At 62.5% G+C, this 25,710-nt stretch carries 20 protein-coding genes; 12 read left to right on the forward strand and 8 right to left on the reverse strand.

All coding sequences use genetic code 11. From position 1 onward, the window contains the following. The first annotated feature begins 7 nt into the window (after positions 1–7). Positions 8–784 carry an alpha/beta fold hydrolase gene (locus tag AEQ63_RS07005; protein WP_064362416.1) on the forward strand — a complete coding sequence of 259 codons (777 nt, stop codon included), beginning with the start codon at positions 8–10 and terminating at the stop codon, positions 782–784. A gap of 15 nt (positions 785–799) precedes the next feature. Here AEQ63_RS07005 and AEQ63_RS07010 read toward each other — a convergent pair whose 3' ends face one another. Beyond that, positions 800–1,720 carry a LysR family transcriptional regulator gene (locus AEQ63_RS07010; protein WP_064362418.1) on the reverse strand — a complete coding sequence of 307 codons (921 nt, stop codon included), beginning with the start codon at positions 1,718–1,720 and terminating at the stop codon, positions 800–802. 153 nt (positions 1,721–1,873) lie between these two features. Beyond that, positions 1,874–2,503, reverse strand: a complete 630-nt coding sequence (locus AEQ63_RS07015) for a glutathione S-transferase family protein (protein ID WP_042609997.1) — start codon at positions 2,501–2,503, stop codon at positions 1,874–1,876. Between the two features lie 283 nt (positions 2,504–2,786). On the opposite strand from AEQ63_RS07015, the gene AEQ63_RS07020 reads away from it, so the two are divergent. Together AEQ63_RS07020 and AEQ63_RS07025 are read left to right on the forward strand one after the other, a co-directional pair. Next, positions 2,787–4,838 (forward strand): 2Fe-2S iron-sulfur cluster-binding protein, encoded by a 2,052-nt coding sequence (locus AEQ63_RS07020; RefSeq protein ID WP_064362420.1) that lies wholly within the window; start codon positions 2,787–2,789, stop codon positions 4,836–4,838. Positions 4,839–4,856: 18 nt separating this feature from the next. Then, positions 4,857–5,069, forward strand: a complete 213-nt coding sequence (locus AEQ63_RS07025) for a hypothetical protein (RefSeq protein WP_064362422.1) — start codon at positions 4,857–4,859, stop codon at positions 5,067–5,069. Here AEQ63_RS07025 and gabP read toward each other — a convergent pair. Together gabP and AEQ63_RS07035 are read right to left on the reverse strand one after the other, a co-directional pair. Then, a complete protein-coding gene (gene gabP / locus AEQ63_RS07030; protein WP_064362423.1) occupies positions 5,066–6,472 on the reverse strand; it encodes a GABA permease in 1,407 nt (468 codons plus the stop codon). The two genes, AEQ63_RS07025 and gabP, sit on opposite strands and share 4 nt — an antisense overlap. Positions 6,473–6,707: 235 nt before the next feature. After that, positions 6,708–8,834, reverse strand: a complete 2,127-nt coding sequence (locus AEQ63_RS07035; RefSeq protein WP_064362424.1) for a TonB-dependent siderophore receptor — start codon at positions 8,832–8,834, stop codon at positions 6,708–6,710. Between the two features lie 266 nt (positions 8,835–9,100). Here AEQ63_RS07035 and paoC point away from each other — a divergent pair, with 266 nt between their 5' ends. Both paoC and AEQ63_RS07045 read left to right on the forward strand, forming a co-directional pair. Then, a complete protein-coding gene (gene paoC, locus AEQ63_RS07040) occupies positions 9,101–11,311 on the forward strand; it encodes an aldehyde oxidoreductase molybdenum-binding subunit PaoC (protein ID WP_064362427.1) in 2,211 nt (736 codons plus the stop codon). Between the two features lie 26 nt (positions 11,312–11,337). After that, entirely contained in the window at positions 11,338–11,670 is a 333-nt protein-coding gene (locus AEQ63_RS07045; protein WP_064362429.1) for a hypothetical protein, read from the forward strand. Positions 11,671–12,280: 610 nt separating this feature from the next. On the opposite strand, the gene AEQ63_RS07050 is transcribed toward AEQ63_RS07045, so the two are convergent. Continuing rightward, positions 12,281–12,865, reverse strand: coding sequence for a TetR/AcrR family transcriptional regulator (locus AEQ63_RS07050; RefSeq protein ID WP_042610004.1), 585 nt, complete (start codon positions 12,863–12,865; stop codon positions 12,281–12,283). A 212-nt stretch (positions 12,866–13,077) separates the two neighbouring features. On the opposite strand from AEQ63_RS07050, the gene AEQ63_RS07055 reads away from it, so the two are divergent. Then, the gene (locus tag AEQ63_RS07055) at positions 13,078–13,755 is read left to right on the forward strand and encodes a type 1 glutamine amidotransferase domain-containing protein (RefSeq protein WP_064362430.1); all 678 of its coding nucleotides are present in this window, start codon (positions 13,078–13,080) and stop codon (positions 13,753–13,755) included. Positions 13,756–13,858: 103 nt separating this feature from the next. Next, positions 13,859–14,980, forward strand: a complete 1,122-nt coding sequence (locus AEQ63_RS07060; protein ID WP_064362432.1) for an alkene reductase — start codon at positions 13,859–13,861, stop codon at positions 14,978–14,980. Positions 14,981–15,103: 123 nt separating this feature from the next. Here AEQ63_RS07060 and AEQ63_RS07065 read toward each other — a convergent pair whose 3' ends face one another. From AEQ63_RS07065 to AEQ63_RS07075, 3 genes are all read right to left on the reverse strand, one after another. Next, positions 15,104–16,597 carry a sensor domain-containing diguanylate cyclase gene (locus tag AEQ63_RS07065; protein ID WP_064362434.1) on the reverse strand — a complete coding sequence of 498 codons (1,494 nt, stop codon included), beginning with the start codon at positions 16,595–16,597 and terminating at the stop codon, positions 15,104–15,106. 130 nt (positions 16,598–16,727) lie between these two features. After that, entirely contained in the window at positions 16,728–17,642 is a 915-nt protein-coding gene (locus AEQ63_RS07070; RefSeq protein WP_064362436.1) for a LysR family transcriptional regulator, read from the reverse strand. A gap of 385 nt (positions 17,643–18,027) precedes the next feature. Then, on the reverse strand, positions 18,028–19,230 hold the full coding sequence (locus tag AEQ63_RS07075; RefSeq protein ID WP_064362438.1) for an MFS transporter: 1,203 nt from the start codon (positions 19,228–19,230) through the stop codon (positions 18,028–18,030). 285 nt (positions 19,231–19,515) lie between these two features. Here AEQ63_RS07075 and AEQ63_RS07080 point away from each other — a divergent pair, with 285 nt between their 5' ends. The 5 genes from AEQ63_RS07080 (at position 19,516) to AEQ63_RS07100 (ending at position 25,343) form a co-directional block, all read left to right on the forward strand. Continuing rightward, positions 19,516–20,793, forward strand: a complete 1,278-nt coding sequence (locus AEQ63_RS07080; RefSeq protein WP_064362472.1) for a c-type cytochrome — start codon at positions 19,516–19,518, stop codon at positions 20,791–20,793. Further along, the gene (locus tag AEQ63_RS07085; RefSeq protein ID WP_064362440.1) at positions 20,790–21,263 is read left to right on the forward strand and encodes a (2Fe-2S)-binding protein; all 474 of its coding nucleotides are present in this window, start codon (positions 20,790–20,792) and stop codon (positions 21,261–21,263) included. Before AEQ63_RS07080 ends, AEQ63_RS07085 begins: the two co-directional genes overlap by 4 nt. After that, positions 21,260–23,494, forward strand: a complete 2,235-nt coding sequence (locus AEQ63_RS07090; RefSeq protein ID WP_064362441.1) for a xanthine dehydrogenase family protein molybdopterin-binding subunit — start codon at positions 21,260–21,262, stop codon at positions 23,492–23,494. Before AEQ63_RS07085 ends, AEQ63_RS07090 begins: the two co-directional genes overlap by 4 nt. Before the next feature lie 171 nt (positions 23,495–23,665). Beyond that, entirely contained in the window at positions 23,666–24,778 is a 1,113-nt protein-coding gene (locus tag AEQ63_RS07095) for an alkene reductase (protein WP_064362442.1), read from the forward strand. An 88-nt stretch (positions 24,779–24,866) separates the two neighbouring features. Beyond that, the gene (locus AEQ63_RS07100) at positions 24,867–25,343 is read left to right on the forward strand and encodes a helix-turn-helix domain-containing protein (RefSeq protein WP_064362445.1); all 477 of its coding nucleotides are present in this window, start codon (positions 24,867–24,869) and stop codon (positions 25,341–25,343) included. Positions 25,344–25,710 lie beyond the last annotated feature (367 nt).

A 25,710-nucleotide genomic window follows, 5' to 3' on the forward strand; every position in this document is an offset into this window, starting at 1 on the left:
CATCACCATGAACAAAGTCTTCGCAACCCTCGCCCTCACCGCCGCCATGTTCGGCGCCACAGCCGCATTCGCCGCGCCGGTCAAACCTACCGTGGTGCTGGTGCACGGTGCCTTCGCCGATTCGAGCAGCTGGAACGGCGTGGTCAAGATTCTCGAGAAGGATGGCTACCCGGTGATCGCCGCCGCCAACCCGCTGCGTTCGGTCAAGGGTGATGCGCAATCGGTGGCTGATGTGCTGGCCAGCGTGAAAACTCCGGTGGTGCTGGTCGGCCACTCCTACGGTGGCCCGGTTATCAGCGAAGCCGCTTATGGCAATGCCAATGTCAAAGCGCTGGTGTACGTCGCTGCGTTCGCGCCGGAAAAGGGTGAAACCGCTGCCGAGTTGTCCGGGCGTTTCCCCGGCAGCACCCTTGGCCCGACCCTGTCGGCCCCGGTTGCCCTGGCCGATGGCGGCAAGGATTTGTACATCCAGCAAGACAAATTCCACGATCAGTTCGCAGCCGATGTGTCCCAGGCCGATGCGAAGTTGATGGCCGCCACACAGCGCCCGGTCACCGTCGCCGCGCTCAACGAAGCCGCCACCGAGCCTGCATGGAAAACCGTGCCGTCGTACTTTGTCTACGGTGACCAGGACAAGAACATCCCGGCGCAGGCCCTGGCGTTCATGGCCGAGCGGGCACACGCCAAGCAGACCGTCGTGGTCAAAGGCGCCTCGCACGTGGTGATGGTGTCCAACCCGAAAGCCGTCGCCAGCCTGATCGAAACCGCCGCTAAGGCGAAGTGATCGAACCTTGCAGCGTCAGCCGTGAACCCTGTTCACGGCTTTCAGCGCCGGGTGATGCTGAAGGCGTTCGCTGAGAAAATCGACAAACGTGCGTACCTTCGCCGGTACGCGCGGATGTTTCAGATAGACCAGTTGCACAGGTAACGCCGGCGGCTCAAAGCCCTCCAGCACCAACTCCAGTTCACCGGCCGCGACCTGGCTGGCGACTTGATAAGACAGCACCCGGGTAATGCCCCAGCCGGAACTGGCAATGTTGATCGCCGCCTGATTTGCGGTGACCACCAGACGCGGTTCGAAGCGAAAACTCAATGGGCCATCGGCATGGGTGAATTGCCAATCGCTGAGCAAATGACTGGCAGACGACATGACGATATTGGCGCGGCTCAACTCGTTCGGATGTTGCGGCCGACCATAACGGGCGAAGTAATCGGGCGTGCCGCAGATGACCTGGCGGACCTCGCCGACCTTGATCGCATGCTGATTGTTTTCGTGCAGATGACCGATGCGCACAGCGACATCGATGCCCTCCTCGGCCATGTTCACCACCCGATCAACCAGCAAGGCCTTCAGATGTACGGAAGGAAACGCATCGACGTATTGCGCCAGCAACGGCGCGATGAACAACTCGCCAAACAACACCGACGCAGTCACGCTCAAATGCCCGCACGGCACCCGATAACTGCCTGCGGCCGCCTCTTCGGCTTCGTCGATATCGCAAAGAATCCGTCGGCAATCATCCAGATAACGATGCCCGGCTTCGGTCAGGTGCAGGCTGCGCGTGGTGCGCGACAACAGGCGCGTGCCGATGCGTTGCTCCAGCGCAGCAATCGCACGGGTGACGCTGGGTGGCGAGGTATTCAAACGCCGGGCCGCAGCCGCGAAGCCACCCTCCTCGGCCACGGCCAGGAACATGCGCATTTCCTGAAAACGATCCATAGGCGGGAACCTGTAGAAAACCTCGAAAACACAGTGAAATCATGTGGGAGCGAGCCTGCTCGCGAAAGCGGTGTGTCATTCAACTCTGATGTTGACTGACAGAAAGCCTTCGCGAGCAGGCTCGCTCCCACAGGGGTTTGGCGTGTGCTGATATCAAGCGCTTTGCAGGCCTACCGCAGTGCGCTGCATGCCGACGAATTTCGGCAGCGCCTCAACCCGTTCCAGCCAGGCCCGCACATTCGGGTAATCCTCGAGCGAGACATTGCCTTCCGGTGCGTGGGCGACATAAGTGTAGGCAGCCACATCGGCAACGGTTGCCTTGTCACCGGCGAGGAATGCGCTGTTGGCCAGTTCGTCTTCCATCACTTGCAACAAAGCATGGGAACGTTTGATCGCATCAGCCGCGTCGTAACCGGCACCGAACACAGTGATCAAGCGCGCCGTGGCCGGGCCGGAGCTGATCTGGCCGGCAGCCACCGATAACCAGCGCTGCACTTTGGCTTGCTCGACCGGGTCGCTCGGCAGCCATTGCCCGTTGCCATATTTGCCGGCGAGGTAGACGAGAATGCCGTTGGAATCAGCGAGCACCGTGCCGTTGTCGTCAATCACCGGCACCTGGCCGAAACGGTTGAGGGCAAGAAATTCAGGCGTTTTGTGCGCGCCCTTCATCAGGTCGACGAACACCAGTTCGGTCGGAACGTCCAGCAGGGACAGCATCAACTCGACGCGATGCGAATGGCCGGACAACGGATGGCGGTACAGTTTGACGGCTGACTGAGACATGACGTGCTCCTGAATTATTCGAGGTCGACCCGCTGATCGTGTCGATGGGCTCATCCTGCTCCCCTGCCGTAAATCGCGGAATCCTCACTCAATACAATCGAGCATTTCAGCCAGTGAAATAATCCCCCTCGTCCTTGGACGCACGTAGGGATCATTTCACCGACTGAAACAGTGGATTGCAGTTTCTGGCCATTCCCTCGCAACCGGCCGAGAGCGAACATGAGCCCACTTGAGCTTCAGCCCCTGGCGGCTCACCGGCCCGTCTGCACTGAGGAGAATCGAAATGGACACAGCGTCGAAACCGCAGCCCTCGCCCTGGCATGAAGGTGAGCTGACCCTGCAACGTGCCGTCGGCGCGCTGGAGATGATGGTCGGTGTCGGCCAGCGACAACTGGCCCGCGACTGGATGCCGGACCAGCACCGCGAGTTCTATGCGCAACTGCCCTTCGTCGTGCTCGGCGCCGTCGACAGCCAGGGCGATCCGTGGGCAACGCTGCGCACCGGTCAACCGGGGTTCATGGATTCGCCTTCGCCGCAGGTGTTGAAGATCAGACTCGACGCCCAGCCCAACGACCCGGCCAATCAAGGCCTGCAGCCCGGCGATGCGATCGGCATGCTCGGCATCGAGTTGCACACTCGCCGGCGCAATCGCATGAACGGCAACATCAGCCGCCGCGATGACAACAGCCTCGAGATCGGCGTGACCCAGGCTTACGGCAATTGCCCGCGCTACATCAACCTGCGCCATTACGCCTTCGTCGACGAAACCACCGACACCGCGCTCGACCTGCCTGTCAGCGAACCGCTGGTGCGCGACATGATCACCGCCGCCGATTCGTTCTACGTAGCTACTTATGTGGTGCGCGATGGTGAGCGTCAGGTCGATGTGTCCCATCGCGGCGGCAAATCCGGTTTCGTGCGTATGGACGAGGACGGCACGCTGACCATCCCGGATTTCTCCGGCAATCTGTTCTTCAACACCTTGGGCAACATTCTGCTCAATCCGCGAGCCGGACTGACCTTCATCGATTTCGAAAGCGGCGATCTATTGCAGATGACCGGCAGCGCCGAAGTGCTGCTCGACGATCCGCAGATCGCTGCGTTCCAGGGTGCCGAGCGTCTGTGGCGTTTCAAGCCGCAGCGCATCGTTTACCGTCAGGCCGCGTTGCCGCTGCGTTGGGCCGAACAACCGGAAGGCGATTCGCCCAATTCGCAGATGACCGGCAGCTGGGAACAGACCCGCGAGCGTTTGCAGGCTGAGGCGCTGCGCAATCAGTGGCGTGCGCTGCACGTCACGCGGGTGGTCGATGAGAGTCCGCAGATCCGCTCCTTTTACCTGCAAGCCAACGACGGCTTCGGCCTGCCGCGCTTCGAACCAGGCCAGCACTTGCCGATCAAGGTCTTGCTCGACGGCCAGGACGCCGCGTCGATCCGCACCTACAGCGTGTCCAGCGCACCGTCGGACGAGTTCTTGCGCATCAGCGTCAAACGCGATGGCTCGGTTTCTTCACACTTGCACGACCGGGTTCAAGCACTGGATTTGATCGAAGCCCGCGCCCCGCAAGGCGACTTCACCGTCGACGCCACGGAACGGCGCCCGCTGGTGCTGCTCGCCGCCGGGGTCGGGGGGACGCCATTGCTGTCGATGCTGCGCGAAGTGGTCTATCAGGGCAAACGCATCAGCCGCATGCGCCCGACCTGGGTGGTGCAAAGCAGTCGCACCGTCGAGGATCTGGCCTTTCGCGAAGAAATCGATGCTTTGGCTGCGCGTGCCGGCGACAAGGTCAAAGTGCTGCGGGTGGTCAGCCAGCCGCCGCTGCAGGCTACAGCGCAGGGCTACGACCATGCCGGGCGCATCGACATCGCCTTGCTGAAAAGCCTGCTGCCGCTGGATGACTACGATTTCTATCTGTGTGGCCCGGGCAGCTTCACCCAGGCGCTGTACGACGGCCTGCGCAAGATGCGCATTCCCGATGATCGCATCCACGCCGAAACGTTCGGCCCGTCGACGCTGATCCGCGATGTCGAAATCAGCACCCCGGCGCCGCCGCAAGTGCCGGTCGCTGAAGAGCCGGTCAAGGTGTTGTTCGCCACGTCCGGCAAGGAAGCGCGCTGGGAACCGGGCAGCGGCAGCTTGCTGGAACTGGCCGAGGCACGTGGCCTGAATCCGGAATTCAGCTGCCGCGGCGGTTCGTGCGGCACTTGCAAAACCCGCCTGAGCAGCGGCCAGGTGCATTACCTCAGCCCGCCGGCCATGCGCCTGGCGGACGACGAAGTGCTGATCTGCTGCGCCGCCCCGGCGCAGGGCAGCGACACCCTGGTGCTGGACGTTTGAATTTTGAGTAGGTGTGCCATGAACCCGTTTGCCGAAACCACCGTTGTTTGGCCGCAGGAGAAAACCGGACTGTCAGCCAGCGAGTGCGAGCGCAGCTTCTTGCTGCCGCAATTGATGGGCTCGCTCGCTGGTGAAGCCTGCGCGATAACTGGCTCATTCAATCAACGCGAGCATCTGCCCTCGAGCCCGAACGGCTGGTTTTTCCGTGGGCTCAAGGCGCTGTTTGCCTAGGCTTTGCTCGCAGCCGCCACCCTGCCTGCCGGCCGATGCTGGCGGCTGGTGGCCAATCCGATGAACGAGATCAGCAGCGCCAGGCCAATCGTCGAGCTCACTTCCATGCGATGTTCAGGGGTGATCATCATCACTGCCAAAGCCGCGCAGATGAAAGCGATGACCAGCCAGGTGAGCCACGGAAACAGCCACATGCGCAAGGTCATTTCGATCTTTTCCCGTTCCAGTCGGCGGCGCATGCGCAACTGCGAAATGGCGATCACCAGATACACCAGCAAGGCAATCGCGCCGGAGCTGGCAAGCAGGAACTGGAACAACCCGGCCGGCATGAAGTAGCTGAGCAACGTCACGCCCGCGCCGATCACGGTGCTGGCGATGACCGCCGCGCGTGGCACACCGGCGGCCGAGGTCACTTTCAATGCCGGCGGTGCATCGCCGCGTCGGCCCAGCGAATAGAGCATGCGCGAAGAGATGTAGATCGACGAGTTCATGCAACTGGCGACCGCGATCAGCACGACCACGTCGACGAGGAATTTGGCGTTGGGAATGTTCATCAGCTCCAGTGCGCGCTGATAGGACCCGACCGAGGCGAGTTGCGGGTCGTTCCACGGCACCACGGAAATCACCACGAAGATCGACAGCAGATAGAAGATGCCGATGCGCCAGATTACCGAACGGGTCGCCTTGGCGATGTTCTGCGCCGGGTTGTTCGACTCCGCAGCGGCAATGGTCACCGCTTCGGTGCCAATGAAACTGAACATGATAGTGATGAAAGCGCCGACCACCGCTGACATGCCGTTCGGCGCGAAGCCGCCGTGCTCGGCCATCAGCGTGCTCAAGCCGCTGGCTTCGCGCGCGGGAATCCAGCCCATCAGCACCGCAAAGCCCAGGCCGATGAAACCGATGATCGCGATGACCTTGGCCATGGCGAACCAGAATTCGAACTCGCCGTATTTCGACACGCTGAACAGGTTGGTGATCACCAGCAGCACGATCGACAGCAAGGCGAACAACCACGCGTCGACCTGGGGAAACCATTGATTGAGTACGTGCCCCGCGGCCAGCGCTTCGATGGGAATCACCAGCACCCAGAACCACCAGTAGAGCCAGCCGATGGTGAACCCGGCCCAGCGGCCGATGGCCTGATCGGCGTAGGTGGAAAACGAGCCGGTGTCGGGATGCGCCACGGCCATTTCGCCGAGCATGCGCATCACCAGCACGACCAATAGACCGGAGAACAGATAAGCGAGCAGCACCGCTGGACCGGCGGCGGCGATGGCGTGGCCTGAGCCAACGAAAAGTCCTGCGCCGATGATGCCGGCAATCGAAAGCATGGTGACGTGGCGCGGTTTGAAACCTTGCGCCAACTGACCGTTGGAGTCCTTGGGGTTCAGGCTGTTCATGGGTTCTTATTGTTCTCATGATCGACGTTTGGGCCACTGACTGAGCGTCAGGCGATCATCATTTCCTTGAGCCGACTCAGGCGAAAGCAGCGACGCAGACGCTTTGCCGACGAAATGATGCTTCACCTTACGTGGCCAGACCGCCGCCCAACTAGCCTGAGTGCGGCATGCCGATGCCTGATCTCGACATGCCACTCTCAGGCCACCATGGGTCGGAGGCCACCGCTGCGGCGGATTACAGCGTGTAGGAAATCCCCACCTGCACGGTTCTCGGCGCGCCCGGATAGGCGTAGACGTTGCCGAAGGCGCCTTCTTCGTAGTCGCGATCAAAGATGTTTTTCACATCGAGATTGAGCCGCACCTTGTCGTTGACTTTGTAGAAGCTCAGCAGGTCGACCACGGTGTAACTGCCCATGGAGAACGCAGTGTTGGCGGTCTGCCCGGCACGCTCGTCGACGTATTTCAGGCCGGTGCCCAAGCCAAGGCCTTTGAGCGTGCCGTCCTGGAACTCGTACATGTTGAGCAGGCTGAAGCTGTTCTTCGGGATGTTCAGCAGGCGCGTGCCGGAGCGCAGCGTGTTGTCCTTGGTCACCTCGGCGTCGACGTAAGCGTAACCGCCGACCACTCGCCACTCGGGGGTGAGATTGCCGGTGACGTTGACGTCGAAACCACGGCTGCGCACTTCACCGGCGGCAACGCTGAAGGTGGAATCCACCGGGTCGGTGGTCAGCACGTTGCGTTTTTCGATCTGGTAGATCGCTGCGTCGACGCTCAACTGCTGATCCAGCGCTTCCCATTTCACGCCCACCTCATAGGACTTGCCTTTCTCCGGGGCGAAGCCGCCACCCTCACGACTGGCACCCGTGTTGGGCTTGAACGAGCGCGCGGTGTTGGCGTACACCGCCAGGGTTTCGCTCAGGTCGTAGGTCACGCCGATGCGCGGAGTGACGGCGTTGTCGCTGGCCTGCCAGCTCTTGCCGCCCGGCACGTAGGTTTCGTAGTCGTGCTCGAAACGCTCGAAACGCGCGCCGGCCAGCACTTTCAGTTTGTCGGTCAGCGCCACCTGATCCTGCACGAACGCGGCGTAGGTCTTGAGGTTTTCTTTGTCGTGGGTCGGCGTGCGGGTCAGCGCCGGGCGCGGCTGGCCGTAAACCGGATTGAAGATGTCGATCGGGTAGGCACTGACGGCGCCGCTGGAGCGCTGGATGATCGACTTGTAGTCGTAATCTTCATACTCGATGCCAGTGAGCAAGGTGTGCTGCAGACCGCCGGTGTCGAAGTGGCCGGTGAGGTTCAGCTGGGTGTCCTTGTCGGTCCATTCCAGCTTGCGGTAGTTGAAATTGCGTCCCAGCGTACGGCCGTCAGCGGCAATGCCGTTGGCTTCGATCGCGTCGCCCTTGAGCGAGCCGTCGAGCCACTGGAAACCACCGCCCAGGGTCCAGTCGTCGTTGAGCATGTGCTCGAAACGCAGCTGCGCCATGTTGTTGTCGTTGTGCAGTTTGCCGACGTCTTTCTCGCCGAAGAACGTGTCGCGCGAGGCGGTACCGATCTGCGCCGGATAGCGCGTCACGCCACGATCGAGTGGCGCGTTGTTGCGCATGAAGTCGCCTTCGAAGATCAGCTTGGTCGCGTCGGTCGCCTGCCAGCTCAGCACTGGCGTGATGCCGTAGCGCTCGGTCTCGACATGATCGCGGAAGGTGTCGCCGCCCTCGCCCACCACATTCAAGCGATAGGCCAGGCGACCTTCTTCATCGAGCGGCCCGGAAGCATCGAGGGTGCCGCGCTTCATGCCCTGGTCATTCAACTGGCTGCCCAAGGTGACCGTGCGTTCGGGCAACGGCTGTTTCGATACCACGTTGAAGGTACCGCCCGGATCGCCACGGCCATACAGCATGGTCGCCGGGCCGCGCAGCACTTCCAGCCGCTCGATGGTGTTGGCGTCGGGCATGTTCGGGTAGCCACGGTTGATCGGGAAACCGTTGCGGTAGAACTCACCGGTAGTAAAGCCGCGCACGGTAAACGTGGTCAGGCCCTGGCCGCCAAAATTATTCGCCCGCCCGACCCCGCCGGCGTAATCCAGCGCGTCCTGCAAACGGGTGGCGCCGAGGTCTTCTACGGCGTCTTTGGTCACTACGCTGATCGACTGCGGGGTTTCATGAATCGAGGTGTCGGTGCGCGTGGCGCTGGCCGAACGGGTGGCGCGATAGCCGTGTACCGGGCCGTCTGCCCTTTCGTAATCCGCTGTGCCGACCACGTCGGTGGCTTCCAGCTCGAGCGTGGAAGAAGTCGGTTCGGCTGGCTCAGCCCACGAGGAAGAAGACAACGCCTGCAGCACACAAATGGAAAGCAGAGTTCGACGCATGAGGTGAAAACCTTTACGAATAGGCCAGAACGAAGGGCAAAACCGCCAATGAAAACGCCGCGCATGGTATACCGTCGTATTGGTAATTGAAACTTATTCCTATTTGTCATGTTGGTCAGGATTGGTGAGCAGGATTCATTACTTCATCCTGAAACCACTCATTATCAGTTGCGCGTCGATGGCCTAGGCTCGTTGAGATCCGACGTCAACCGATGGCTGCGCGGCGCTGTGAATTTGCCGCCGGCCCGACTGAAAGGAATTCGCCTATGAAATTCGACACCCCGGCCGGTACCAATCCCATCGACCAGTTGAAGGTGATCGGCCAACCTGCCGACCGCATCGACGGCAAGCTGAAAACCACCGGCACCGCCACTTACGCCTACGAACAGCACGCAGCGGTGCCGGACGCCGCTTACGGCTATATCGTCGGCGCCGGTATCGGCAAGGGGCGCATCGCCTCGATTGATTCAGCCCGAGCGAGCGAGGCGTCCGGGGTGATCGCCATCGTCACTTATGAGAACGCCGGACCGTTGGCCAAAGGCGAGTTTTACGTAGCTCGGGCCTTGGCCGGGCCGCAGGTCGATCACTATCACCAGGCCGTGGCAATTGTCGTCGCGAACACCTTTGAGGAGGCGCGCGCTGCGGCTGGGTTGCTCGATATTCGCTATGTGGCCGAACCGGGTTCGTTTGATCTGGCGGCGGCGAAAGACTCAGCGCCCCCAGCGCCCCCGGCCGGTTTTGGCCCGCCGCCGCAGACCAGCGTCGGTGACTTCGAAGGCGCCTTCAACGCCGCGCCCCTGCAGGTTGACCAGCACTACAGCACACCCGATCAGGCCCACGCGATGATGGAACCGCACGCGACCATCGCCCGCTGGAACGGCAAGCAGTTGACCTTGTGGACATCGATTCAGCAGATCAACTGGGGCGTGCGCGATCTGGCGAAAACCCTCGGGATTGCCAAGGAAGATGTACGCCTGGTCTCGCCGTATATCGGCGGCGGTTTCGGCGGTAAGGGCACGATTCTCTGCGACGCGGTACTGGCGTCGCTGGCGGCCCGACATGCCGGGCGTGCGGTGAAGGTCGCATTGCCGCGTCCGCTGATGTTCAACAACCTGACTCACCGCCCGGCGACGATTCAGCGCATACGCATCGGTGCCAACCGTGACGGCATGATCACGGCGATCGGCCACGAGAGCTGGTCGGGCAACCTGCGCGGCGGACGCACCGAAGCGGCTACCGCGTCAACGCGATTGCTTTATGCCGGGGCCAATCGCATGACTCGTTTGAACCTGGCCGTGCTCGATCTCGCCGAGGGTTCGGCGATGCGCGCGCCGGGTGAGGCGCCGGGGATGATGGCGCTGGAAATCGCCATGGATGAACTGGCAGAAAAGCTGCAGATGGATCCGCTGGAGCTGCGCGTCCTCAACGACACGCAGGTCGATCCGGAGCAGCCGTCGCGGTCGTTTTCCAAACGGCAACTCGTGGAGTGTCTGAACACTGGCGCCGAGCGCTTTAGCTGGCAGCAGCGCAACCCTCAACCCGGTCAGCGACGCGAGGGCGGCTGGCTGATCGGCATCGGCCTGGCCTCGGCAATTCGCGGCGCACCGACCACCGCATCGGCGGCGCGCGTGCGCCTTGATCGCCAAGGCATCATCACCGTCGAAACCGACATGACCGACATCGGCACCGGCAGTTACACCATCATTGCCCAGACCGCCGCGGAAATGATGGGCGTACCGCTGGAACGTGTCGTGGTGCATTTGGGCGATTCGCGGTTTCCGGAATCGTCAGGCTCCGGCGGCCAGTGGGGCGCGGCCTCCTCCACTGCCGGCGTGTATGCCGCGTGCCTGAAATTGCGCGAGGCCGCTGCTCGCGCCGTCGGGATCGATCCTCAGCAAGCGGAGTTTGTGGAGGGGCAGATTCGCGCAGGCTCGCAGCACGTTGCCCTGTCGCAAGCTGCCGCCAAGGGCGAGCTGACTGGCGAGGACCGCATGGAATACGGCGACCTCGCCCAGCGCTTCGCCCAGCAGACCTTCGGCGCGCATTTCGCCGAGGTCGCGGTCAATGCGGCGACCGGCGAAATTCGCCTGCGTCGGCAACTGGCCGTGTGCGCCGCCGGGCGCATCCTCAACCCGAAAACCGCGCGCAGCCAGATCATCGGCGGCATGACCATGGGTGCAGGCGCGGCATTGATGGAAGAGCTGGCGGTGGATCATCGCATGGGCTTTTTCGTCAATCACGATCTGGCCGGCTATGAGGTGCCGGTGCACGCCGACATTCCCCACCAGGAGGTGATCTTTCTCGACGAAGTCGATCCGTATGCCACCCCATTGAAAGCCAAAGGCGTTGGCGAGCTGGGTATCAGCGGCGCGGCTGCGGCCATCGCCAACGCGATCTATAACGCTTGCGGAGTACGGGTGCGCGATTATCCGATTACGCTGGATAAACTCATCGGCGAGTTGTCTTACCCGGTCTGAAAACGGATCACCCGAGGCCATCGCCTATGCACCCCACCACCCCCGACGGTCGCTATTTTGTGGTCAAGCAGCAACTGTGGCGCTGCAGCAATCCAGCACTGGCACCTGCCGAACGCGAGACGCTGGTCGCAGATCTCATGGCGGCGCGGCGTGCGGTCAAAGAAGCGAAGCGTGCGGACGATGCACAGGCGTTGAAGTCAGCCAGAGCGCGCGTGAACCAGGCGAAAGTCGCCCTGGGTGAGCGCGGTCCAGTGTGGTGGGATGACGGCAGCCCGGATTACAACCGTTTCAAGGTGACCAATACACCGTATGCGCCGTGGTTTGAACAATTGCCTGACAAGGACAGCAGACCTGAGTGAGTGTTGAATGGCCTGCAGATCCCCAACTCAACAAGCAACGCAGGTCCCCTGTGGGAGCGAGCCTGCTCGCGAATGCATTCGGTCAGGCGATGAAGATGTTGAATGTGCCGCCCTCTTCGCGAGCAGGCTCGCTCCCACAGGGACTGGGGATTGAATGAAGATCGATGGTTCAGCACAAAACAATGTAGGAGCGAGCCTGCTCGCGATTGCGGTGGGTCAGTTGAATAAATCGCTGACTGATACGACGCTATCGCGAGCAGGCTCACTCCCACAGGGATTGGGGATTGAATGAAGATCGATGGTTCGGCACAAAACAGTGTAGGAGCGAGCCTGCTCGCGATTGCGGTGGGTCAGTTGAATAAATCGCTGACTGATACGACGCTATCGCGAGCAGGCTCGCTCCTACATTGGGTTTTGTGTGTTGCCGGGTTTTGCATTCGCCGCGAAAACCTGTGGGAGCGAGCCTGCTCGCGAATGCATTCGGTCAGGCGATGAAGATGTTGAATGTGCCGCCGTCTTCGCGAGCAGGCTCACTCCCACAGGGATTGGGGGTTGGATGAAGATCGATGGTTCGGCACAAAACAATGTAGGAGTGAGCCTGCGGTGAGGCTCAGACTCGCAGCAACTGCCGGGTCATCGCCATTGAGGTCTCCAGCGACTGGCCGGTGCGCTGCAGTTTGTTCAGCAAACTGGCGCCGAGCCAGAGCTGATACAGGGTCTCCGCCAACTTCCTCGCATCGCCTTCGGGCAGGCTTTGGTCGGTCTGGCCCTGTTCGATGCATTCGGTGATGCGCGCGACGATGCGTTCGGCGCCGTCGCGCAAGGTCAGGCGCATCGATTCGGACAGGTCGGCGACTTCGGCGCTGAGTTTGACCACCAGGCATTCATCACCGTGGCCTTCGACGGTGCAGCGGTTTTGCCAGCCCTGCCAGTAATCCATCAAGCGCTCGAAGGCAGTCAGCCCCGGCAGTGTCAGGCGGCGTTCCATGTCAGCAAGGTAGTCGACGAAATAATCCTCAAGCAGCGCCTGGCCGTACAACTCCTTGGATTTGAAGTAGTGATAGAACGAGCCCTTGGGCACGCCGGCGGTCTGCAGGATCTCGTTGAGGCCGACGCTGGTGAAGCCCTTCTCGGCCATCATCCGGTGGCCGGTGTCGAGCAAGTGTTGGCGGGTGTCGTCAAAGGTCGGCTTCATGGTGCGCAAGTTTCCAGACAATAGACCAGTCGTATAGATTTCAGGACCGGGAGTTTGCCATATCCAACAGGCAAAAACATTTTCTGAAAAAATTACTAGACGACTGGTCTAATTGGAAACTATGCTGCGCCCCGACACACCAATTCATGCGGTGCCGACGCTGAGCGAATTCCTCGCCTTGTGCCGATGCCTGACCAAACCAAGGGTGCTCTATGAAAATCTTGATGGTTCTGACTTCCCACGATCAACTCGGCAACACCGGCAAGAAAACCGGCTTCTGGCTGGAAGAATTTGCCGCACCGTATTACGCCTTCAAGGACGCCGGCGCCGATGTCACGCTGGTTTCCCCGGCCGGCGGCCAGCCGCCGCTCGATCCGAAAAGCGACGAGCCCGGCGCGCAGACTGCCGAGACCGATCGCTTCCGCGCCGATCCGGCCGCGCAAAAAGCATTGGCCAGCACTGGCCGTTTGGCTGATGTCCGCGCCGAAGATTTCGATGCAGTGTTCTACCCAGGCGGCCACGGCCCACTGTGGGATCTGGCCGAAGACAAGGCTTCGATCGCGCTGATCGAAGCCTTCGACCGCGCCAACAAGCCTCATGGTTTCGTCTGCCACGCACCGGGCGTGTTGCTGCATGTCGTGCGCGCTGATGGCCAGCCGTTCCTCAAGGATCGCGACGTCACCGGTTTTACCAATGCCGAAGAAGCGGCAGTCGGTTTGACTGACGTGGTGCCATTCCTCATCGAAGACGAATTCCAACGCCTCGGTGGCCGCTACTCGAAAGTCGCCGACTGGCAGGTGCATGTGGTAACTGACGGGCAACTGGTCACCGGCCAGAATCCGGCCAGTTCTGCCGCGGTTGCCGAAAAGCTGTTGAAGCTGCTCGGCTGACCTTCTCGCTCCAACCCGATCAACGCCGCGCGCGTACAGCCCGGCGTTGTTTTTTTGCCCAGTTACTAGTCGACTGGTCTAATCAGATTCAAAGGCTGACTCCATGAACAACGCTTTTTTCACGCCTGCTAAATTGGGCGCACATACCCTGAAAAACCGCATCGTCCTGCCACCCCTCACCCGCCAGCGCAGCACGCAGCCGGGCAATGTCGCCAACGAACTGATGGCTGAGTACTACCAACAGCGCGCCGGTGCCGGTTTGCTGGTCACCGAAGGCACGCAGATCGAACCGCGCGGGCAAGGCTATGCGTGGACGCCGGGCATTCACACGCCGGAGCAGATCGCCGGTTGGCGCACAGTCACCGAGGCGGTGCACGCGGTGGATGGCGTGATCTTCGCCCAGCTCTGGCATGTTGGCCGGGTCTCGCACACCGCATTGCAGCCCAATGGCGACGCGCCCGTGTCGGCATCTGCTGTCGCCACCGACCGCGTCAGCGTATTCATCGAGACCGCGCCCGGTGCCGGTGAACTGGTGCCGCCGTCGGCTCCGCGCGCGCTGAGCACGGATGAGGTGCAGGAGTTGATTCAGCTGTACATCCAGGCCGCGCGCAACGCGATGGAAGCCGGTTTCGATGGCATCGAACTGCACTGCGCCAATGGCTATCTGGTCAATCAGTTCATCTCGGCGCACAGCAATCTGCGCACCGATCAGTACGGTGGCTCGCTGGACAATCGCTTGCGCTTTTTGCGCGAAGTGGTGGCTGGCGTCGCGGAATGCATCGGCAAGGACAAGGTCGGTGTGCGCTTTGCGCCGCTGTTCAGCACCACCGATGAAGCGCGGACTTATCTGGGTCTGGTCGAGGAAGATCCGCACACCACCTACATCGCCGCAATCAAGATTCTCGAAGACGTGGGCATCGCCTACCTGTCGATCGCCGAAGCCGACTGGGACAACGCGCCAGCGATGCCGCAGACCTTTCGCCAAGCCGTGCGCGACACGTTCAGCGGCGCGATCATTTACGCCGGGCGCTACACCGCCGAAACCGGCGCGCAATTGCTTGAGTCAGGGCTTGCTGATCTCGTCGCATTTGGCCGGCCATTCATGGCCAACCCGGACCTGCCGGCGCGGATTGCCCAGGGCTGGCCGTTGAATCAATTGAATCCTGCCACGGTGTATGGCGGTGGTGCCGAGGGGTATACCGATTACCCGACCTACTCCGCCTAAGCACCCAACACACCTCCCCTGTAGGAGCGAGCCTGCTCGCGAAGACGTCGGGCCAGTCGATGAATGTGCAAGCTGACCCACCGCTATCGCGAGCAGGCTCACTCCTACAGGTTTTCGGGCGTGTCAGGCCAGACCGTTGCGCCCCGCCGCTTTTGCGCGATACAGCGCCTGATCGGCGGCCTCGATCAACTCCTGCAGCGAATCCAGCTGCGCGCCCGCGCCCACCGCCATACCGATACTCACCGTGACCCGACCGAACGGGCTGCCCGGATGGGCAATGTTCGCCTGCTGCAAGCGCTCGAGCACCAGTTGCGCCACCACCGTGGCGCCGGCGCTGTCGGTGGCCGGCATGATCACCGCCATTTCCTCGCCACCGTAGCGCGCGACCAGATCCGAGGGGCGTCGCACGCAGCTCTCGAGCACCTTGCTGACCGCTTGCAAACAGGCATCGCCGGCGACGTGGCCCAAGGCATCGTTGAACAATTTGAAGGGGTCGATATCGATCATCAGCAAGGCCAGCGAGGTTCCATCCCGCTGCGCCCGCCGCGCTCCCACGGCCAGTGTTTCATCGAAACAGCGGCGGTTGGCCAGGCCGGTCAGCGCATCCTTCAGCGCCAGCAATTCGAGCTGTCGATTGGACGCGAGCAACTGCTGCTGGGCGTCGAGCAACGCCTCTTCGGCTTCGGTACGTCGGCGAATGTCGAGGATCAGGAACCAGCCGATCAGCCCGGTCAGCCCGAGCAGTCCGGTCACCACCACCGCCGACAACGCCGCTTCGATACGCCACGCTGCCAGCGCTTCGTCCTTGCCCAGGGCCACGGTGGTGATCAGTGGCAGGCTTTCGCTTTTGCGGAACGCGTACAGCCGCTCGACACCGTCGAGGCTGGAGGTGTACGACGCCGTGCCGACCGAGCGGTCGACGAGGTATTTGGCGTAGATGGGCGATGACGAGAAATTGCGGCCCATGTCCTGCTCGCGGAACGGGTAGCGCACCAACAGCGTGCCGTCGGTGTACGACAGGCCGATCGCGCCGTCCTGGCCAACGTCGAGCTTGCCGAACACGCGAAGAAAGTTTTCCACCCCTAGCGCCACCGCCACTACACCGGCGAACTGTCCATCGTCGTCATTGAAGCGGCGGCTGATGGTCACCACCCATTCGTGATTGGAACGGCTCTGGATCGGCGGGCCAATGAACGGCTCGCGGCTCGGACTGTCACGGTGATGAATGAAATAGGCGCGATCGCTGCTGTTGGCACCCTCGGGAATCGGCCGGTTGGAGGACATCAACCAGTACCCGTGGCGGTCATAGACGGTAATGCCGCTGAGCTGTGGCATCAGCGGCTGCTGGTGGTCAATCAGGGTCTTGATGCGCTGGATCTGCGTCGGCCCGCTGCCCTCGGTTTCGAGGCGTTCGACCAGCCCGAGCAAGAGCAGCGAGCTTTGCCGGACGATGCCTTCGGTGTAGGTATTGAGCGCCTGGGTCAGGTTCAGGCCATGCACGTCAACCTCGGCCAGCGCGCGTTCACGCGAGGACCATACTTTCCAGATCGTCAGCGAAGTCAGGGAACAGCCAATCACCAGCAGCAGGAGCATTACAAGGCGAGTATCACGCTTCACGTCTGTACCTTAAGGAAGTCCGGGATCCATTCCAGCCATCATTCGAACGTCGGCACTCACGGCGGCCAAGTGTTCCGGGGCGCAAGCATACAAGCAGTGTGCAGCGGCTGCAGCAACAGAGTGTGCAGCGCTAGGGGGCGGGTGCAGCGGGTTTGAGAATTTCCACGAGAAAATCGATGAACACGTTGATCCGGCTCGAGCCTCGGGGAGTGGGCAAGTACAGCGCGTTGATGCAACTGCTGGCGCTGCCGGGATTGACCTCGTAGTGCTCAAGCAAGCGCGTCAGGCGCCCGGCGGCGACGTCGTCGCGCACCAGCCAGTCGGCCAGCAGCGTCACCCCGCCACCACCGATTGCGGCTTCGCGCAGAATGTCGGCGTTGTTGCTTTGCAGGCGTCCCTGAACGTTCAGTTGAATCGGCTCTTCGTCACCCTCGAAGGTCCAGTGGTGATGGCTGCCGCCGTAATCGAAACGCAGGCATTGGGGCTCGAGCAGATCCCGTGGATGCTCGAGCACCGCGCTGCGCGCCAGGTAATCCGGGCTGGCGACGACCCAGCGCTGGAACTGCCCGACGCGTTTGCTGACGATGTCTTCGCTGACCACCGTCGAGCCGAGCCGCACTGAAACGTCGATCTGCTCGCTGAGCAAATCGCTGACCTGATCACTCAGCGAGAGGCTGATCTCCAGCCCCGGATGGCGTTCGAGCAAGCGGCTCAGGTGCGGCGCGATCAATCGGCGGCCAAACTCCACCGGCACGCTGATGCGCAAGCGGCCTTGCGCTTCGCTGCCACGATCGGCGACCACCGCATCGGCTTCGTCGATGGCATCGAGAATCGCCACGGCTTTTTCGAAATAGGTCTGGCCGGCAACGGTGACGCTGGTGTTGCGCGTGGTGCGATTGAGCAGGCTTGCGCCCAACTCGTTCTCCAGCCCCGCCACTTGCCGTGTCACCGAAGACGTCGAGATCCCGAGCTTGCGCGCCGCCGAGGAATAGCCCCCGCAGCGCACGGTTTCAACAAACATCTTCAATGCCAGCAACTTGTCCATAAGCGGGGTCCGGTGGTGAGGAAACGCCGCTGATTGTGCATCAGCGCTCGCCGGACGTCTTGTACCGTCGTGCTTGAGGGTGCTCTCTGCAGAAGGCATGTTCATCGGTTCCTGAAAAAATCCGGAAATCACCGCCCCCTGTAGGAGCGAGCCTGCTCGCGATAGCGGCCTCTCAGTGCCATGTGTATTGGCTGACACTCCGCCATCGCGAGCAGGCTCACTCCTACAATGGTTTTGGGGTGGGTCAGGGATCACGCGGTGTACCGAAAACCCTGTGGGAGCGAGCCTGCTCGCGATAGCGGCCTCTCAGTGCCATGTGTATTGGCTGACACTCCGCCATCGCGAGCAGGCTCACTCCTACATGGGTTTTGTGTTGTTTTGAAATTCAGCTGCGGTCAGCTTTCTGACCCAGGAACAACGCCAGCGCCAGTGCCGGCAGCACCGCCACGGCCATGGCCGAGAGGTTCCAGCCGAAGTGTTCGTACAGCGGGCTGGCGACCAGTGACCCGAGAGCGCCGCCGACGAAGATGCTGGTCATGTACACCGCATTGAGACGGGCGCGGCTGTGCGGGTCGAGGGCGTAGACCTCGCGCTGGCCGAGCACCATGTTCAGTTGTACGGCAAAGTCCAGCAGCACCGCACACACCACCAGCCACACATAACCACTGCCCGGCAGCGCGGCGATCAACAGAGACAACGGTGCCAGCAGCAACGCCACCAGGGTACCGCGACGACCGTGCCCGGCATCGGCCAGACGTCCGGCAATCGGCGCGGCAATCGCACCCACCGCTCCGACCAGCGCAAAGATCGCCACTTGTGCCTGGCTGAAACCGTGATGACGCATCAGCTCGATCGGCGCGAGGGTCCAGAACAGGCTGAAACTGGCGAACAGCAAGCCTTGATACAGCGAACGCTGACGCAACACCGGAAAGCGCCGAGCCAGGGCAAACACCGAACCAATCAACGCGACGTAAGTGGCTTTGTGCGTCGGCACCCGACGCGGCAATGCCACAGCGGTAATCAACGCGATCACCGCCATCAGTGCCGCCGCGCTGTAAAACACCCCGCGCCAGCCGAACACTTCGACCAACAGACTCGAGAGCGGACGCGACAGCAAAATCCCCAGCAGCAAGCCGCTCATGATATTGCCGACCACGCGCCCACGACTGGCTTCCGGGGCCAGATGCGCGGCCAGCGGCACAAGAATCTGCACGGCGACTGAGGTCAGGCCGATCAGCAAGGACAAGATCAGAAACAGCGACGGCGAATGGGTCAGGCCAGCGCACAGCAGCGTCACGCTGGCAGCGAGGGTGAAACCGACTACCAGACGGCGGTTCTCCATCAGGTCGGCTAGCGGCACCAGCAGCAACAAACCCAGCGCATAACCGAACTGGGTCAGCGAGACGATCAGACTGGCATTGGCGCTGGACAGGCCGATCTGCGGCGCGATCAGTTCGACGATGGGCTGCGCGTAATACAGGTTGGCGACGACCGCGCCGCAGCAGAAGGCCAGAAACGCGACCATCAGGCCGGAGAGTGAAGCAGGCTGTTCGGCCGGGGCCGCAACGGCAGGGTTGCCCGTAAGCATGGTGACACCTCGTTGAGTTCGGGAAAGTGGTGCCAAGGCTACGGTCACCCGGCGGCGGCGAGAATCCGTACCAGGGGCAACGCACTGATGCGTCGAGCGCAACGTTGCTTCTGGCGCAACGCGCTGTTGCGCGGGCCGGTGATTCTCTGCCGCAAGCGTCTTCTCTACGCTTTGGCCCTGGCGCAGACGTCCGCATCGGCGCCCTTCCCCGGCTGCTACAAGGAGCGTTTCCATGACCCGCACTTCACTCGTCCTGCCACTGCCCGCCGCATTTTTCTGCCAACCATGAACAGCCAACTACTCAAATCCAGAACCCTGTGGATCAGCGTGGCTGTGCTCGCGGTGATCGGCCTGAGCGTCGCCGTCGCACTGATGTGGCGCCCGGCGATCGCCCCGATCAAACGGCCTACGTCATTCGATAGCGCGCAGTTGCAGCGCGGCGCACGGGTGGTCGAGGCCGGTGACTGTGCGGTGTGTCACACCCGCCCCGGCGGCGAATACCTGGCCGGCGGGCTGCCGCTGGTAACGCCGTTCGGCACGCTGTACAGCACCAACATCACCCCGGATGCGCAGACCGGCATCGGCCAGTGGTCTTTGCCGGCATTTGAACGGGCGATGCGCGAAGGCATTGCCCGCGACGGCCACTTTCTCTATCCGGCCTTTCCCTATGTGCACTACCGGCGCATGAGCGCAGCGGACATCGCCGATGCCTACGCCTACCTGATGAGCGGCCCCGCCGTACACGCCCCCGCCAGGCAGAACCAGATGAACTTCCCGATGAACATCCGCCCGCTGGTGTCGTTCTGGAACCTGCTGTTTCTGCATGGCGAGCCTTTGACGCCACTGGCCGAACACAGCGCGGCATGGAATCGCGGACGCTACCTGGTCGACGGCCCGGGCCACTGCGCCGGCTGCCATTCGCCGCTGAACCTGATCGGCGCGGAGAAATCCTCGGAATATCTGCAGGGCGGCAGCGTCGATGGCTGGGAGGCCCCGGCGCTGGTCGGCCTCGGCCAACGCGCCAATCCATGGAATCGCGAGCAATTGGTCGGCTATCTGCGCGCCGACGTCGTCGAGGGCCACGGCACACCCGCCGGGCCGATGCGTCCGGTCAGCCTGAGTCTGGCGCGCTTGCCGGCCAGTGAAGCCGAGGCGACCGCCGACTACCTGTTGAGCCTGCAGAGCCCCCACGCAGTGACCGAAACCACGCCGAAAAAACCAAGCAGCCCACCGGATCACAGCAGCGCCCCCCTGCTCTTCAGCAGCCCCTGCGCCGGATGCCACGCACCCGCCGCGCCGATGCGTGAAATCGACGGACGCCCCGGTCTGCAAAACACCTCGGCCCTGCAAGCGGCCAGTTCGCGCAACTTTCTCAAGACCGTGCTTGAGGGCGTGCCCGCCATTCCCGGCGCACCCGGCCCGGTGATGCCGCCGTTCGCCGCCAGCCTCGACAACGCCCAGCTCGGCGCACTCGCCGCGTACCTGCGCGAACAAGCCAGACCCGACCAACCGTGGGCCGACCTCTCTTCCACTATTGAAGCGTTACGTCAGGAGACGAAATGAGCCAGATCACTCTCACCGTCAATGGAGCCGCCCAAGCGCTGGAGCTGGAACCGGACATGCCGCTGCTGTACGCGCTGCGCAATCACTTGAACCTCAACGGCGCCAAGTACGGCTGCGGCCTGGGCCAGTGCGGCGCGTGCACGGTGATCGTCGACGATAAGCCGGTGTTCGCCTGCCTGACGCCATGCGCCGGCCTTGAAGGGAAAAAGATCCGCACCGTGGAAAGCCTCGGCAGTGCCGAGGAACCCGGCCCGCTGCAAACCGCGTTCATCGACAAGCAGGCGGCGCAATGCGGTTACTGCATCGCCGGCATGCTGATGCGCGCCCAGTCGTTGCTTGAACGCGATCCGCACCCGGACGAGCAAACCATTCGTGAGCACATGGCCGGCAATCTGTGCCGCTGCGGCACGCACTTGCGCATCATCGAGGCGATCAAACAGGTGGCCGGACACGACGGGAGCCTGACATGAGCGAAGCAAATGGCTTGAACCCCAGCCGCCGGGCGTTCCTGCGCGGCGGCGCGCTGCTGATGGCCTTCACCCTGATGCCGGTAGCGCGGCGGGCCTTGGCCGACACCGAAGTCGACACCCTCGGCACCGTGGTGCTGGCCCCCGATCTACCCGGCAGTCTGCGCACCAACCCTTACCTCGACGCGTGGATTCGCATCGGCGCCGACGGCATCACCGTGTACACCGGCAAAGTCGAACTGGGCACCGGGGTGAAAACCGCATTGCTGCAAATCGCCGCCGAGCGTTTGCAGGTACCGGCCAGCGCCGTCAATTTGCTCACCGCCGACACCGCACTGACGCCCAACGAAGGCTACACCGCCGGCAGCCACAGCATTTTCGACAGCGGCACCGCGCTGTACAACGCCGCTGCGCAGGTGCGCGAAATGCTCGTCGATGCCGCCGCGCGCAGTTGGCAAGTCGACGCTGCGCAACTGAGCACTCGCGACGGCATTATCGAAGGCCCGAGCGGGCAACGCATGGCGTACGCCGACGCGGTCAGGCATGTCGATGTGCACCAATACGCCAAGGCGCAATCACCGGCGATGGCGGCGGCCGACTTCAAGCTGATCGGGCACAACCTGCCGCGTCTGGACATTCCGGCCAAGGTCAGCGGCGGCGCGGCGTTCGTGCAGGACATGCGCCTGCCGGGCATGCTGCATGCGCGAGTGATCCGTCCACCGCGCCCCGGCTGCACGCTGCAGGCATTCGATACGGCATCGATTGAAGCGCTCAGCGGCGTGGTCAAAGTGATCCGCGACGGCAACTATCTGGCCGTGGTCGCCCGTGATGAATGGCAAGCGATCAAGGCCATGCGCAGCGGCATGGAGGGCGCCAAGTGGAGCGGGGGCGAGGCGATTCCCGAAGCCGCCGGGATTCACGATTTGCTCAAGCAATTGCCCTCCAAGCGCTACCCGATCAGCAACAACGGCAATCCCGGCGGCGCAAGCGAGACACGCTTCAAGGCGCGGGTGACCAAGCAGTATCTGATGCATGGCTCGATCGGCCCGTCCTGCGCGGTGGCCTGGTTCAACGATGGCCTGCTCACGGTCTGGACTCACACCCAGGGCGTCTATCCGCTGCGCGCCGGCATCGCCGAAATGCTTCGTCTGCCGCCGGAGCGTGTGCGCTGCATTCATACCGAGGGCTCGGGCTGCTATGGCCATAACGGCGCCGATGATGCCGCCGCCGATGCGGCATTGATCGCCATGCGTTTGCCGGGCACGCCGGTGCGTGTGCAATGGATGCGCGAGCAGGAAAATCTCTGGGAGCCGTACAGTTCGGCGATGGTCACCGAGCTCGATGCTGGCCTCAGTCAGGGCCGTTTGCAGGACTGGAACTACGAGCTGTGGACCACGCCGCACAACGAACGCATCGTCAATGCCGGGCGCCTGCTGCCGGCGCGTCTGTTGGCCAAACCCTTCACCTCGGCGCCCTCGGTGCCGATCGCCCAGCCCGAAGGTGACGGCGATCGCAACGCGGTGCCGCTGTATGAACTGGGCGCGACGCGGATCAACATGAACTTCGTCACGACGATGCCCTTCCGCACCTCGGCCATGCGTTCGCTCGGCGCGCACATCAATATCTTCGCCATCGAGGCGGGTATCGATGAGTTGGCGATCCAGAGCGGGCTCGACCCGGTGGCGTTGCGCCTGACGCATCTGAGCGACCCGCGCGCCCGTGCCGTCATAGAGCGCGTGCGTGACGAAATCGGTTGGCCACACAAGGGCAGCGAACCCGGCGCGGGGATCGGTTTTGCCTTCGCCCGCTACAAGAACATCATGGGTTACTGCGCCCTCGCGGTGAAACTGCGGGTGCATCCGCAGACCGGCGAGATCCGCGTCGATCATGTGGTGACGGCGGTCGACGTCGGCCAGATTGTCAGCCCTGATGGCCTGCGCAATCAGGTCGAGGGCGGCATCGTCCAGTCGGCGAGCTGGACGCTCTACGAAAAAGTCGCCTACGACGCCGGCGGTATTCGCAGCTACGACTGTAGCGGTTATCCGATCCTGCGTTTTACGCAATTGCCGAAAAAAGTCGATGTGCACCTGCTCGATCAACCGGGCGAACCCTTCCTCGGCGCCGCCGAAATCGTTCAAGGGCCAATGGCTGCCGCCCTCGGCAACGCGGTCAGCAATGCCACGGGCCGGCGCTGGCTGAACCTGCCGCTGACCCGCTCGACCCCACCCGCCTGAATCACGCCCGCGCTCGTCATGGATGAGCGCGGGTGCCGTTGCGCTGCGCGCAAAACTGCGTAGCGCCGGCCACGGATTATCAGCTCCGCCACCCCCGGTTAAGTTAGCTGCACAGCGCGCGGCACCTGGCTGCCGCGCTTGAACCCTACTCATCGAAATCCGGAGCTACCCATGACCCGTCGCCTGTTCCAACCGATCGCCCTCGGCCCTTACACCCTTGCCCACCGCGTAGCGATGGCGCCCCTGACGCGCTCACGCGCCGGTCAACCGGGCGCTGTTCCGACCGCGATGAACGCCGAGTACTACCGCCAACGTGCCAGTGCCGCGCTGATCATCACCGAGGCCACGCAGATTTCCCAACAGGGCCAGGGCTATGCGTGGACGCCGGGGATCTACACCGACGCACAAGTGCAGGCGTGGCGTGAAGTCAGCACGGCGGTGCACGCGGCCCATGGCCTGATCTTCATGCAGCTGTGGCATGTGGGCCGGGTCTCGCATCCGAGCTTCCAGCCTGACGCCGGTTTGCCGGTGGCACCGAGCGCACTGCCTGTGCCGGGCAAGACCTTTATCGTCGATGAACAAGGCAATGGCGTGTGGGGTGATGTGCCGGTACCGCGCGCCCTCGAAACAGCGGAAATCGCCGCCATCGTCGAAGACTATCGCCGCGCCGCGCGCAACGCCTTGAACGCTGGCATGGACGGCGTGGAAATCCATGCCGGCAACGGTTACCTCCTCGATCAATTCCTCAACAGCAACAGCAATCAGCGCAACGACGCCTATGGCGGCAGCGTGGAAAACCGTGCGCGCTTTCTGCTGGAAGTAGTCGCCGCCGTCGCTGACGAAGTCGGTGCCGAACGCGTCGGCGTGCGCCTGACGCCAATGGGCCGCTTCATGGGCATGGGCGATGACACGCCTGAAGCGACCTTCGGTTATCTGGTCGAAGCGCTCAATCAGTGGAATCTGGCCTACCTGCACTTGGTCGAGCCGGCCATGGTCGGCACGGTCAAGGACGAGAACTTCGACCCGCGCTGGGACGCGATCATCGCCCAGTTGCGCCAGACCTGGAACGGCGTCCTGATCCTCGCCGGCGGTTACGACGCCGAGTCCGCCGAACAGGCCTTGAGCGCTGATCGCGCCGACATCATTGCCTTCGGCCGGCCATTTCTGGCGAACCCGGACCTGCCACGTCGGTTGCACGATGGCCTTGAGCTGAACACACCGGATCCGAGCAGTTTCTTCGGCGGCGATCAGCGCGGCTACGTCGATTACCCGTTCCACGCCTGAGGTCTGCGCTTCATAACTTTTAAGGTTTGTTTAAGGACTTTAAATGTCGCTGGCGGCGAGACTTTGCCCATCGATCAGGAGAGCCGCCATGAACCCGCAATCGGTGAAGTCAGACCACCCCTGCCACCCCGCGCGCCCCTTGGGCGCGCTGTCCGGCTGGCAGGAACGCCGCGCCAAGGCCTACATGCTGCGCGACCTGAGCCGCAGCCTGCGGGTCAGCGAAATTGCCGAGCACTGCAACCTGTCGCGCAGTCATTTTTCCCGGGCGTTCAAGATCGTGACTGGCTGCTCGCCGCAGGAATGGATGCTGAAGATGAAGATCGACAAGGCCAAGGGCTTGCTGCTGACCTCGATGGCGATTACCGACATTGTTTACGAATGCGGTTTTTCCGATCACTCGCACTTCACGCGCACGTTTGGACGCATGGTGGGAATGCCACCGAAGGTCTGGCGACAGGCGATGTGCCGGGCGCGGGTGGCGGTGGTTGAGGCGGATGTCTGGCGGCTTAGCGATGGGCTGCTGAACTCGACGATAGGCGCGCGGTTGACGGAACTGCGGCCTTGAGTCGGATTCCAAAGAGTTTTGTTCACTCCTCCCTTTTGGCCGCGATTTTCGCGGCTTTTTTTTGTGATAGAGCGCTGGCGGTCGACGTAGGTCCCGCGGTGAATCCACCCCTCACCCCAGCCCTCTCCCCAGGGAGAGGGAGCCGATTTGTGGGCTTTCCAACACCGGGGTTCGGCTAGATATCCCAGGTCGGCATACCTCGACCAAACACCACGGTCATCCCCTCTCCCTCCGGGAGAGGGCTAGGGTGAGGGGCTTTTATTTTTGCCGAACCTGAATTCAACTCGGTATTGCACCTCGGCGTACCTCGACCAAACACCTCAGTCAGTCCCCTCTCCCTCCGGGAGAGGGCTAGGGTGAGGGGCTT

The organism is Pseudomonas sp. RIT-PI-o, from assembly GCF_001297215.1.
GTDB classification, from domain to species: domain Bacteria; phylum Pseudomonadota; class Gammaproteobacteria; order Pseudomonadales; family Pseudomonadaceae; genus Aquipseudomonas; species Aquipseudomonas moraviensis_A.